Raw genomic sequence first — 12243 nt, 5'->3', positions numbered from 1 at the left:
CAATCTGTGAAAAATCTAAACTTCATCTGGGATTTCTCGCTATTAAGAGTAATATTCTCACAAATAGTAGTTTGATGCTGTAATGCCCAATGATGGGAAAATCCACTGGTTAATGAGACAAGGAGTAATATTGTGATTCGTTTGACTAAAGCTGGGGAATATGGACTGAGGGCCGTGAGGTATCTGGTCGAAAATGGAGATAAGAGCCGCATCAGTATTGGTGATATTTCCGAGAATAAGAAAATCCCTGAACCATTTCTTAGAAAATTGTTCAAGCCCCTTGTTCAACAAGGGATTATTTTTAGCACACGCGGTGTATCAGGTGGTGTACGCTTATCTCGCGATCCAAAAGAAATTACTGTGCTTGAAGTCGTAGAAGCTCTTGAGGGACCTCTGGCACTGAATGAGTGTCTTTTAGAAGATGCTTCTTGTGAATTCATGACCGAATGTGGAATGCATGATGTATGGGATGAGGCTCAAGCCGCAATGGCAAAGGTCCTGAGATCAAAGAATTTGACTGATCTGACCCGCTAGACGCTACAAGGTTTTGTAAATAAGATTCAAATGAGGGAAACATGACAACTGAAGCATCGAAATTGCAAAAGGCACCGGAAATTTATCCCAAGTGGGAAAAAATCAAGGATATGACAGATCAGCTCATTGATATTATGCTGAATCTAAGACAAAGCGGTCATCCTGGAGGCTCGCGTTCCAAAGTACATATGTTGGTTTCACTATTTTTAGGTGGTCCAATGCGCTGGGATATCAGGAATCCACAAAAACGATTTGGTGATAAATTTATCCTTTCTGCCGGTCATGTTGTTCCAGGTATATATGCTCTCCTGGCTGTCCTGAATGAATCTTTGCGTCGTAAATATGCTGAAACCAATGATGAACGCTATTACCTGGGGTCTGCAGATCGTGTCTTAACCTGGGAGGATCTGCTTACCCTGAGAAATAAAGGCGGTCTACCTGGACATGCTGAGATGGCTGGAAAAACCAATATTTTTAAGGCCAATACCGGACCATCCGGACATGGTATGCCTGTTGCCGTTGGTGAAGCCATGGCCCTGAAGTATGTCGGTGCTGAGGATGTCCGTGTTTTTGCTGTGGAAGGTGAAGGGGGTTTGACTCCAGGGGTGACCCATGAATCCCTCAATTCCGCTTATGGTTTGGGTCTGGGGAATCTCCATTTTCTCGTTGACTGGAATGATTTTGGAATAGATGATCGCCCCTTTTCATCAGTTGTCTATGGGACACCAAAAGACTGGTTCGCTCCCCATGGCTGGCGTGTATTTGGCACCGAAAACGGATCCGAATGGGAAAGTGTTAATACTGCGCTTCAGGAAATGGCTTTTGATGAAAACTCAGAAGGTGCTCCGGCAATGGCCTGGTTTAAAACCCGTAAAGGTCGCGGGTATGGCGTTTATGATAACAAATCACATGGTGCAGCTCACAAATTCAATAATCCTACTTACTGGCAGACAAAACAAGAATTTACTGATAAATACGGAATCCAGTTTGATGGGATGGGGGAAGCAGGACCAGACACCAAGGCTGAGCGGACAGAACAAGCCCGCATCAATATGGAAAAAGTATTTGAAGTATTTAATCAGGATCCTGAATTACTCAACTATCTGGCAGATCGCCTGGTGGAGCTGGGAGAGGCTGTTCCTGAAGACAATCAAAGCGTATGGATTGATACCTCAAGAAACCCCCTGAATGATCCCGTCTTAACAGATCTCAAATCATTACCACCAGAACTTTTTGTGAAGCCAGGTGAAGTGGCTCCCAACCGTGGCGGTTTCTCAAAGTATGCATCCTATTTGAACGCCTATGTCAGTAAAAATTATGGCCGTCCGTTGGTGCTGGCCATGTCTGCAGACCTGGCAGACTCCACCAATATTTCTGGTTTTGGAAAAGATTTCGGGGATACTCCCGGGTATGGGTTCTATGACCGAAAGGACAATACCAAAGGAACCATGCTGCCACAAGCGATAACCGAATTTGCCAATGCTGGTATCTGTACTGGAATTGCAGCAACCAATTTTTCAAAAACGCCAGAAGCAGATTTTAATGGGTTCTTTGCAGCGTGCTCTACCTATGGATCTTTTTCCTATCTAAAATATGGTTCTTTTAGAATCTTCAGTCAGATGGTGCAAGACGCCGATGTAAAATTAGGAAAGGTCATCTGGGTTGCCGGTCACTCTGGACCGGAAACTGCCGAGGACTCACGAACTCATTTTGGTATTTATTCTCCTGCAGTTACGCAGCTCTTCCCCAAGGGAAAAGTCATCAATCTGTATCCATGGGAACACAATGAAGTTGCTCCCATGCTGACAGCCGCTCTGGCAACCGATGTACCTATTATTGCCCTCCATCTTACTCGACCTGGTGTTGAAATACCAGATCGCAAGAAACTGGGTATGGCCTCCTATATGGACGCTGCCAAAGGCGCTTATATTATCCGCGATTACAAATCTGATCGTCCCAAAATGGGTACCATCTTTGTGCAGGGTACAGCCACCACCGCTAATTTGCTCAAATTGTTGCCCGAACTCGATAAGCGTGGTCTGAACGTGAAACTTGTGGCTGCCGGAAGTCCACAGCTATTTGCCTTGCAGTCCGAAGCCTATCGTCAGGAGACAGTAAGTGACGCAGACTGGCTGAATTCTACCTTCATCACAAATGGCTCCGCCATCGCCATGCAGGATTGGACAGGCAACCGCCTGTCAATCGAGTATGCCATGACTGCGGATTGGGATGATAATTGGAGGTCTGGTGGATCTCTGGAAGAAGTGATGGAAGAAGCCCATCTCTCTGAGCGTTGGTTGCTGGAAGGTATTGAACGTTTTGCCAACGATCGTGAAGCACGCATGAAACGCCTGGGAATGGTCTAACTTCCCGACGATTATTATAGAGGTTTAAAATGAGAAAATTTGCAAATCGTTATGGCCGTCTGGGAACAGAGACCGCCTTTGCAGTGGGCGCTGATGCAGCAGCCTGGTCTGCCAAGGGAAACAAGGTTTACCCATTTCATCTGGGTGACATGAACATTACTACACCAGAGTATATCAGAGATGCAGCCACCAAAGCTGCCCGTGATGGAAAAACAGGCTATGCTCCCGGTCCTGGCATTATGCCACTACGCGAAGCCCTGGCTGAAGATATTGGTATGGCGCGCGGGCTTAATTACACGGCAGAGAATATTTCAGTTCAACCCGGTGGTAAACCAGTTATTGGTAAATTTCTGGGTGTACTCCTGGAAGAAGGTGCAGAAGCCTTATATCCCAATCCCGGTTATCCAATTTATGAATCTCAGATTGAATACCTCGGGGGCAAAGCCCTGCCATATGGCTATGTGACTACTGAAACTGGTTTTGCCATTAACAAAGAAGAAATTGAGAATCAGATTACTGATAAGACGACAGTGATTATTTATAATAATTATCAGAATCCCATCGGTGCGGAGTCAACTGAAGCGGAAATGAAGTGGATAGCAGACCTGGCCATCAAACATGACCTGTGGGTGCTCTCAGATGAAGCTTATTTTGAAGTTCGTTATTCCGGTCGCAGTAAAAGTATTGCCTCACTGCCTGATATGGCAGAACGGACCGTTATCCTGTATACTTTTTCAAAGAAATTTGCCATGACAGGTTGGCGTCTCGGTTGTGCTGCTGGACCAGAGGATGTGATTGAAGCCATCTCAAAATTCAATACCAACCAGGAGTCTTGCTCCAATCATTTTGTTCAGATGGCTGGTCTGGCTTGTTTGAGTGGACCTGCAGGACCTCAGAATGATATTCTTGATCAATTGAAGCTTAGACGCGATGCCCTGGTGGATGCCCTTCTGGCTATCGATGGCGTAAAGGTTTCCAAACCAGAAACGACATTCTATCTGTTTCCAGATGTGACAGACATATTCAAGCGGAAGGGCTATACAGAATCTTCCAAATTCCGTCTGGACGCCCTCTATGAGACAGGCGTATCCTTCTGTTCCCGTGAGCACTTTGGCAGACCCTTGCCTGGTGAGGAGAAAGTCTTCATTCGATTTGCATATAGTGGTATTAATGTGGATCAGATTCAGGAAGGACTGGCAGCCCTAAAAAGCTTCTGGGAGTAGCCTCGATACATCCTGCTTTTAATATTAGTTTTTTAACCAGATGACATCTTCTTTGGAGATGTCATCTTGATTTTGGATAGGTTTATATGATCACAAAGAAAGACGCTCTCGCTTATCACAGCATGGGAATCCGTAAGGGAAAAATTGAAGTCATCTCCACCAAGCCTTTTGCAACACAAAGGGATCTGAGTCTGGCATATTCTCCAGGTGTTGCATACCCTTGTTTGGCGATTGCTGAAAATCCTGCGCTTGCAAACGAATACACTGCCAAAGGCAATCTGGTTGCTGTCATATCCAATGGTACCGCCGTTCTTGGTTTGGGTAATATTGGAGCTCTGGCTGGAAAGCCCGTCATGGAAGGCAAAGGCGTTCTGTTTAAAAGATTTGCAGATATCGATGTCTTTGATCTGGAAGTTGATACTGAAGATCCAGACGAATTTATCAATGCGGTCAAATTGCTGGAGCCCACATTTGGGGGCATCAATCTGGAGGATATCAAATCGCCAGAATGTTTTTATATCGAGCAAAAACTTCGGGAAGTGATGAATATTCCTGTCTTTCATGATGATCAGCATGGAACTGCGATTATTTCAGCTGCGGCACTCCTCAACGCTGTAGAGGTCGCTGGCAAAAAAATGGGGGATATCCGGATTGTGGTCTCTGGTGCCGGAGCATCGGCACTCTCGTGTAGCGAACACTACATCCGCATGGGTGCTCGACGTGAGAATTTGATCATGTGTGACTCCAAAGGGGTCATTTATAAGGGCCGTACGGAAGGTATGAATGAGTACAAGCTGCCCTTTGCCAATGACACCAAACACAGAACGCTCCAGCAAGCCCTGGACGGGGCGGATGTATTTATTGGTCTCTCCAAGAAAGATATCATTGTCGGTGATGATTTAAAAACCATGGCTCCCAATCCAATTATTTTTGCCATGGCCAATCCTGATCCGGAAATTACCTATCCCGATGCCATGGCCGCTCGCCCTGATGCCATCATGGGAACAGGACGTTCAGACTATCCCAACCAGGTGAATAATGTCCTGGGTTTCCCTTTTATCTTCCGGGGAGCTCTGGATGTTCAGGCAACTACAATTAATGAAGAAATGAAGGTAGCTGCTACCCTGGCACTTGCTGCTCTGGCAAAAGAAGATACACCAGATGAAGTGATACAAATTTATGGGTTGGATCACATTGAATTTGGTCGTGACTATCTGATTCCAAAACCTTTCGATCCTCGGGTGCTCCTTTGGGAATCTGTGGCTGTGGCCGAAGCCGCCATGAAGACCGGGGTCGCCCAGCGCACCATTGATCTTGATCAGTATAGAGAGGAGTTGGAAGCCCGACTTGGAAAAGGCCGTGAGTTCATGCGCACGCTCTATAATCGAGCCAAGGCTGCTCCCAAACGAGTGATCTATCCTGAAGGCGAAAATCCTCGTATCATCCGGGCGAGTAACCTTATTCTCCAGGAGGGCATAGCAAAACCTGTCCTGGTGGGTCCCAAGAAGAAGATTCGAGCTATCGCAAAGAAGTTGAATATCTCATTGAAAGGGGTTGAAATAGTCGATCCTGACAAGTGTGAGCGTCGTGCGGAATTCATCGGCGAATTCTACAAAATGAGACAACGCAAAGGGGTTACCCTGAGTGGCGCCAAGCGATTTATGGAGAGCCGCCATTCTTTTGCAGCGATGATGCTGCACATGGGTGAAGCAGATGCCATGATATCCGGTATTACCCAGCAGTATCCTGATGCACTCAGACCAGTATTGCAAATCATAAAACCGAGAAAAGGGATGAAGCAGGTGGCAGGTTTATTCCTGCTCATCTTCAAAGAGGGGATGAAAATCTTTGCAGATGTTTCAGTTAATATTGATCCCTCAGCCGAAGTACTCTCTGAAATTGCCCTCATGGCAGCCGAGGAAGCACGTCGTTTGCGGATGACGCCTCGAGTAGCCATGCTAAGCTTCTCAAACTTTGGGTCGTCCAGCCATCCCTATGCGAAAAAGATGAGTGAAGCGGTGCGACTGGTTCGGGAAAAAGATCCGGATTTGATGATTGATGGAGAAATGAATGCTGATCTGGCTATTATGCCGGACATTCAAAAAGAACATTATCCTTTTAGCAAGCTGAAGGGGTCAGCAAATGTTCTTATTTTTCCCGATCTTCAATCCAGTAATATCAGCTATAAACTTGTCCACCGTTTGAGTGGTGCAGAGGCCATCGGTCCTATCCTGGTTGGTATGGAGAAACCAGTTCACATTCTCCAGGTAGGTTCAACCAGCGTTCAGGATGTTGCCAATATGACTGCCATTGCAGTCGTTGATGCCCAAGAACAGGAAAAACTCACAAAGCAGGTAGAATAAGACAGCATAATTAAGTATTACATTTAATGCTTTAGTCAAATATTGTGGCATGGAGATTGCCACAGCTGGCTCTAGGAAAATCACGGGAACCACGACCTGTCAATATACAGGATTCGGTTCTTGAAGAGACTTGGGGTACCGTCTATATTGGCGCACCAATGTTGAAAGAAAGGGCACTTTAGAGATCATGCAGGAACATTACGGAATCGCCTTAGCCTTTGGTGTTGTTGCCTTCGGCCTCATGTATTGCGGCTTCATCATACAAAAGCTTATTTCCCCGAAAAATTCAACCGAAGATAAAATGAACACCTATGAGTGTGGTGAAGTGCCAGAAGGGGAAGGTTGGCTTCAATTCAACATCCGCTTCTATGTCGTTGCACTTATTTTTATCATTTTTGATGTGGAAGTTGTCTTTCTTTTTCCATGGGCAGTCGTCTTCAAGGACATGGGCTTTCTTACTTTTGTAGAAGTCTTTGTCTTTATGTTGATTCTTATGGTAGGTCTAGCCTATGTCTGGGTCAAGGGTGATCTGGATTGGGTTAAAATGAAACTGAAATATGGCACCGGTCGCTACTCTGCGTCCAGGCTTCACGAAGCGGAGACCAAATAAATGGGTGCGTTAAACCATAAATTCAATGAGAATATTCTCATTACCTCTCTAGATAAACTTCTGAACTGGTCGCGTTCCGGTTCAGAATGGTATTTCCAGTTCGGGTTGGCTTGCTGCGCCATCGAAATGATGTCAGCTGCTGCTGCTCGTCATGATCTGGAACGTTTTGGCGCCATGCCTAGATCATCGCCTCGTCAGGCTGATGTGATGATAGTTGCAGGAACCGTCACACTAAAGATGGCCACGCGGGTCAAGCGTCTATATGAGCAGATGGCAGAGCCAAAATATGTTATCTCCATGGGCTCCTGTGCCAATTCAGGTGGTCCATACTGGCAACACGGTTATCATGTTCTAAAAGGGGTGGATCAAATTATTCCCGTTGATATTTACATTCCAGGATGTCCGCCTCGCCCTGAGGCACTTCTGGAAGGTCTCATGCATCTTCAAAAGAAAATGCGTGAAGAACATGTTCTGGAAAAGAAAGAAGACTGACGTGACTGAGCAAGAAATTTTCGAAGGCCTTGCCAAGAAATTCGGTGACATGATCATCGAGTTTATGGAAGAAGGTACACACAATCCTACCGTAGTTGTAGATGCATCTGCAATTGCTAAAGTTGTCACGCATCTCAAGAATGATGAGAGGCTTCAGTTTGATTCACTCATGAATCTGGCTGGTCATGATGCTGGTGTGGAAACTGAATTTAGTGTTATCTACCATCTGGTCTCAACCGAGCTTAAACATTATATCACTTTAAAAGTATTCACATCCCGAGAAGATCCCAAAGTTGCCAGCATTGCTGAAATTCACAGAACTGCTGACTGGCACGAGCGGGAAGCTTTTGATTTATATGGAATCATTTTTGAGGGTCATCCCGATCTGAAACGTATTCTTATGGAAGACGATTGGGAAGGTTATCCTCTGAGAAAAGATTATGTGCCTGCTGAGTTTTACCGTGGCATGCGCATAGAGAAGGTGAAATAATGGGCCGCCTCCACGCTGAAGAAATGATTCTCAATATGGGACCTCAGCACCCCAGTACCCATGGAGTGTTAAGGCTGAAATTGAGAACTGATGGCGAGATTGTTTCTCATATCGAGCCTGTTATTGGATATCTCCACCGGTCCTTCGAAAAACATGCTGAAAATCTTGAATATCAGATGGTCACCCCTTTCACGGGTCGTTGCGATTACCTCGCCGCCATGGGGAGTGAACATGGGTATGCCATGGCAGTTGAGAAGATGTTGGGAATTGAACTTCCTGAAAGGGTTGAGTATCTCCGCGTTATTTTTGCTGAACTGCAAAGAATTGCCAGTCATCTCGTGGCTGTGGGAACCTTTGGTCTGGATGTTGGAGCGATCACTCCCTTTATTTATTGCTTCAGGGAACGTGAACTTATTCTTGATCTGTTTGAAATGGCTTCCGGTGCACGTCTGCTATATAACTATATCTGGATTGGTGGTCTGGCTCACGATGTACCGCCTGGATTTGTTGAAAAAACCTACGAATTCCTGGATGCATTTGATGAACACGTCGCTGAATACAATCAAATCCTGACTGGTAATAAAATATTTGTTGAAAGAGCCGCTGATATTGGGGTCATGCCCCCTGAAGTCGCCATCAATTATGGGGTGACGGGTCCCAGCCTGAGGGCTTCAGGTGTCAATATTGATATCCGTCGCACCGAACCATATTCAATCTACGATCGCTTTGACTTTGATATTCCACTGGGTCAGGGTCTTCAGGGTACCATCGGTGACAGTTGGGATAGATATTATGTTCGTGTCCTGGAAATGGGTGAGAGTGCAAAAATTATCCGTCAGGCACTGGATCAGCTACCTGTAGAAGGTGATGTCAAAGCTGCCATTCCACGCCGTATTCGTCCTCCGAAGGGTGAAATTTATTTTCGGAGCGAAAATCCTCGTGGAGAACTGGGCTACTATATAGTAAGCGATGGGAAGAATGTGCCACTGCGTCTTAAGATGCGTTCCCCGGCATTCTCAAACCTCAGTGTTATTAACGAAATTGGCCAGGGCTGGATGATCTCCGATGTCATTGCGATTCTCGGAAGTCTGGACATTGTACTAGGGGAGATTGATCGCTAAATGATACAATTACTTGCTAACTGGATTCTCTCGTTTGACATCCTATCAGGTATGGGTAATTCTGTAGCCTGGGGATTGTCTCTGTTTATCGTTGCTGCACTGATTTTTGTCTTTGTGGCGCTCAATGCTATTGTGTTGGTCTATATCGAACGGAAAGTTTCGGCCTTTATGCAGGTTCGTCTGGGACCCATGCGTGTGGGAAAATTTGGTACCCTGCAAACGGTAGCCGATGCCCTGAAACTTCTCCAAAAAGAAGATATTATTCCCAAGATGGCTGATAAGATCCTCTTTGTGGTAGGACCCTGGGTTATTCTGGTTGCCTCTGTGGTTACCTTTGCGGCTATTCCATTCTCTGATACCCTGCTGGCAGCCAATATGAATATTGGTCTATTCTATGTTGTATCCATCTCATCCATTGTGGTGTTGGGTATTGTTATGGCAGGCTGGGCTTCAAACAATAAATGGTCACTCTATGGTGCCATGCGCTCAGCGGCTCAGATTATCTCATATGAAATCCCTGTTGGCATTACTTTAATTGCTGTCGTAGCAGTGGTTGGCAGTCTCAATCTCCAAACTATTATACAGGCACAGGCCGGTACTGGAACCCTATTTCACTGGATTCCCATCCCGTTGCCAAACTGGTTCATCTTTCATAGTCCCTTTCTCTTTATGGCGGCCTTCGTGTATCTCATCGGAGCCACTGCTGAGATAAACCGAACCCCCTTTGATATTCCAGAATCAGAATCAGAACTGGTGGCTGGCTTTATGACTGAGTTTTCAGGACTGCGCTGGGCACTATTCTTCTTATCTGAATATGCCAATGCCACTCTGGTCGCTTTTCTGGTTTCCATCGTTTTCCTTGGTGGATGGCAAAGTCCTTTTGCTGATTATCAGGACACTCAGATTGGTTTTACCATCATCACCATTGTAGCCATCCTGTGGACACTCTTTGTTCGAGCTAAATCCGGACGGCTTTCGGTTTATCCCGTGGGTTTGAGTCTGGTCATTACCATATCAGCCTGGTTATTTCCGGGTTTTGCAATCTGGATGGCTTCTCCAGGTATTTTCTGGATGTTGATGAAAGTTGGAACCATCATCTTCTTATTGATGTGGTTTCGCTGGACATTCCCTCGATTACGTGTGGATCAACTCATGTATGTCAGTTGGAACGTGCTCCTTCCCTTGTCACTAATAAATCTCATGGGTGTAGCCATCTGGATGTGGCTCACCGGTGAAATCCAATTCTAGGATAGAACCATGAGCTATTTCAGTAATATTAGCAATGCCATCACCACCCTGGTTGACGGGATGAGAGTGACTATGGGGTATTTTGTACGACCCCGCGAACACGTTACTTTGCAGTATCCCGATGAAGTCTGGCCAATTCCCACCAGGAATATTGGTGTGGGTGACCTTGAGAGTTATAACACCATTCGTTCAAAGCTGGTTGTCGATTTTGAGGATTGTATCGGTTGCAAAGCCTGCGAACGTGCCTGCCCTGTGAATTGTATCCATATTGAAACCTTCAAGGCTGGTCCTGAAGAAGATATTGGCACCACCAAAAATGACACCAAAATCAAATTAAGGGTTACCAGTTTTATCATTGATATGAGCGAGTGTATGTTTTGTGATCTCTGTACCCACCCATGTCCAGAAGACTGTATTCACATGACTCCAGACTATCAGTTCATAAGTAATGATAACGTCAAGCTTGCTGTGACGCCTGAAGAACGCTGGAGGGATCGTGATCACCTGATTTATGAGTTCTCCAAGGTTTCTCCCATCGAGCGTGCACAACGCCAGGCTGAAGCTGATAAAGCGGCTGCGGCTAAGGCTGCTGTCATGGAAGCCAAGAAAGTTGCCGCTGAAAAAGCAGCGGCGGCCAAGGCGGAAGAAGCGGCTCGTGAAGCAGCAAAAGCTCAGGCCGAACCTGCATCATCGACTGAATCAGTCGCTCATGCAGCACCAGTTATAGCAGAAACACCTGCTGCTCCTGCTGAATCAGTAGCTCCTGCGCCACCATTTAGATCAGAGACCCCTGTTGTTCATGCCGAGCCCGCTCCCGTAGATGTACCAGCTCTTGAGAGTGCTCGTGAGCCTGAACCCATGGACAGGATTGAGGTCCCCATGGAAACCATTACCACACCAGATGTTCCAGAGGTCAAGCCCGTATCACCTGAGAATACATCAGAACCTGAAACATCAATTGAACCAGAAGATTCTTCAAAAGGGGAGACTGAGAATGGCTGATTTCATTTTCTGGGTTATCTGGGCGCTGATCGTCGCATCAGCAGCACTGGTAGCATTCGGAAATAACCTGATTCACTCGGTGTTTGCCCTTATGGGTACCTTTTTAGGGGTCGCCGGTATTTACATTTTCCTAAACGCAGACTTCCTGGCCGTTACCCAGATCGTGGTGTATGTCGGTGGCATCCTGGTTCTCTTGGTTTTTGGAATCATGCTCACCAATCAAATATCCACTGCTCGGATCTCTCAAAGCTCAGTGCAAAAGGGTGTGGGCCTCGTGGTAGTGCTTGGAGTTGCAGGCATCATTCTTACGGCAGTGCTACCTCACGACTGGGTTGGTTCAACCCTGCCCATGGCGTTTACAGATACGGTGACAGGCATTGGAAACTTATTATTTACCGACTATCTGATATTGTTTGAGATTGCCTCAGTACTCCTGCTGGGTGCCCTCATCGGTGCAGCTACTCTGGCGAGAAAGGAGCAATAAGATGGATCATCTGTCTTCTTACCTCGTCCTCAGTGCCATCCTGTTCAGTCTTGGATTATATACTGTGATAACACGCCGTAATGCTGTGGCCATCCTCATGGGTGTGGAACTCATCCTGAATGCAGCGAATATCAACTTCGTAGCGTTCTCAAAGTTTGTGACCCACAATCTGGACGGACATCTCATGTCAGTCTTTATCATCATGTTGGCCGCTGCCGAAGCTGCAGTCGCCCTGGCAATTGTCTTGAATCTCTATAACGACCGCGGGCACATCAATGTTGATGAAGCCAACGCACTTAAACAGTAGGTG

General features: G+C 46.2%; 12 protein-coding genes. All 12 read left to right on the top strand.

What is annotated here, in order from left to right:
- Positions 1 to 132: 132 nt before the first annotated feature.
- The 12 genes from ISR87_07510 (at position 133) to nuoK (ending at position 12240) form a co-directional block, all read left to right on the top strand.
- Positions 133 to 534, top strand: a complete 402-nt coding sequence (locus ISR87_07510) for an Rrf2 family transcriptional regulator (protein MBL7025290.1) — start codon at positions 133 to 135, stop codon at positions 532 to 534.
- A 41-nt stretch (positions 535 to 575) separates the two neighbouring features.
- On the top strand, positions 576 to 2900 hold the full coding sequence (locus ISR87_07505; GenBank protein MBL7025289.1) for a transketolase: 2325 nt from the start codon (positions 576 to 578) through the stop codon (positions 2898 to 2900).
- 29 nt (positions 2901 to 2929) lie between these two features.
- Complete coding sequence (locus ISR87_07500; GenBank protein MBL7025288.1) at positions 2930 to 4123, top strand: aminotransferase class I/II-fold pyridoxal phosphate-dependent enzyme; 1194 nt, start codon at positions 2930 to 2932, stop codon at positions 4121 to 4123.
- 86 nt (positions 4124 to 4209) lie between these two features.
- Positions 4210 to 6486 (top strand): NADP-dependent malic enzyme, encoded by a 2277-nt coding sequence (locus ISR87_07495; protein MBL7025287.1) that lies wholly within the window; start codon positions 4210 to 4212, stop codon positions 6484 to 6486.
- 187 nt (positions 6487 to 6673) lie between these two features.
- Positions 6674 to 7096, top strand: coding sequence for an NADH-quinone oxidoreductase subunit A (locus tag ISR87_07490; GenBank protein ID MBL7025286.1), 423 nt, complete (start codon positions 6674 to 6676; stop codon positions 7094 to 7096).
- Positions 7097 to 7588: an NADH-quinone oxidoreductase subunit B gene (locus ISR87_07485; GenBank protein MBL7025285.1), complete on the top strand. Its 492-nt coding sequence runs from the start codon at positions 7097 to 7099 to the stop codon at positions 7586 to 7588.
- The gene (locus ISR87_07480; GenBank protein ID MBL7025284.1) at positions 7563 to 8078 is read left to right on the top strand and encodes an NADH-quinone oxidoreductase subunit C; all 516 of its coding nucleotides are present in this window, start codon (positions 7563 to 7565) and stop codon (positions 8076 to 8078) included. The genes ISR87_07485 and ISR87_07480 overlap by 26 nt, the downstream gene beginning before the upstream one ends.
- Complete coding sequence (locus ISR87_07475) at positions 8078 to 9199, top strand: NADH-quinone oxidoreductase subunit D (GenBank protein MBL7025283.1); 1122 nt, start codon at positions 8078 to 8080, stop codon at positions 9197 to 9199. Before ISR87_07480 ends, ISR87_07475 begins: the two co-directional genes overlap by 1 nt.
- A complete protein-coding gene (locus ISR87_07470; protein MBL7025282.1) occupies positions 9200 to 10447 on the top strand; it encodes an NADH-quinone oxidoreductase subunit H in 1248 nt (415 codons plus the stop codon).
- Positions 10448 to 10456: 9 nt separating this feature from the next.
- Entirely contained in the window at positions 10457 to 11449 is a 993-nt protein-coding gene (locus ISR87_07465; GenBank protein ID MBL7025281.1) for a 4Fe-4S binding protein, read from the top strand.
- Positions 11442 to 11933, top strand: a complete 492-nt coding sequence (locus ISR87_07460) for an NADH-quinone oxidoreductase subunit J (protein MBL7025280.1) — start codon at positions 11442 to 11444, stop codon at positions 11931 to 11933. Before ISR87_07465 ends, ISR87_07460 begins: the two co-directional genes overlap by 8 nt.
- A gap of 1 nt (position 11934) precedes the next feature.
- Positions 11935 to 12240: an NADH-quinone oxidoreductase subunit NuoK gene (gene nuoK, locus ISR87_07455; GenBank protein MBL7025279.1), complete on the top strand. Its 306-nt coding sequence runs from the start codon at positions 11935 to 11937 to the stop codon at positions 12238 to 12240.
- The last annotated feature ends 3 nt before the right edge of the window (positions 12241 to 12243 follow it).

The organism is Candidatus Neomarinimicrobiota bacterium, from assembly GCA_016784545.1.
Lineage (GTDB): Bacteria > Fidelibacterota > UBA8477 > UBA8477 > JABMPR01 > JABMPR01.
Note: the sequence above shows the minus strand (reverse complement) of the source record. Positions and strands in the feature narration are given on the sequence as shown.

What these genes read in the sequence shown, in the direction of transcription:
- ISR87_07500 (MBL7025288.1), top strand. Translation starts at nt 2,930, where the DNA reads ATGAGAAAATTTGCAAATCGTTATGGCCGTCTGGGAACAGAGACCGCC.
- ISR87_07505 (MBL7025289.1), top strand. Translation starts at nt 576, where the DNA reads ATGACAACTGAAGCATCGAAATTGCAAAAGGCACCGGAAATTTATCCC.
- ISR87_07495 (MBL7025287.1), top strand. Translation starts at nt 4,210, where the DNA reads ATGATCACAAAGAAAGACGCTCTCGCTTATCACAGCATGGGAATCCGT.
- ISR87_07470 (MBL7025282.1), top strand. Translation starts at nt 9,200, where the DNA reads ATGATACAATTACTTGCTAACTGGATTCTCTCGTTTGACATCCTATCA.
- ISR87_07480 (MBL7025284.1), top strand. Translation starts at nt 7,563, where the DNA reads ATGTTCTGGAAAAGAAAGAAGACTGACGTGACTGAGCAAGAAATTTTC.
- ISR87_07475 (MBL7025283.1), top strand. Translation starts at nt 8,078, where the DNA reads ATGGGCCGCCTCCACGCTGAAGAAATGATTCTCAATATGGGACCTCAG.
- ISR87_07485 (MBL7025285.1), top strand. Translation starts at nt 7,097, where the DNA reads ATGGGTGCGTTAAACCATAAATTCAATGAGAATATTCTCATTACCTCT.
- ISR87_07490 (MBL7025286.1), top strand. Translation starts at nt 6,674, where the DNA reads ATGCAGGAACATTACGGAATCGCCTTAGCCTTTGGTGTTGTTGCCTTC.
- ISR87_07460 (MBL7025280.1), top strand. Translation starts at nt 11,442, where the DNA reads ATGGCTGATTTCATTTTCTGGGTTATCTGGGCGCTGATCGTCGCATCA.
- ISR87_07465 (MBL7025281.1), top strand. Translation starts at nt 10,457, where the DNA reads ATGAGCTATTTCAGTAATATTAGCAATGCCATCACCACCCTGGTTGAC.
- nuoK (MBL7025279.1), top strand. Translation starts at nt 11,935, where the DNA reads ATGGATCATCTGTCTTCTTACCTCGTCCTCAGTGCCATCCTGTTCAGT.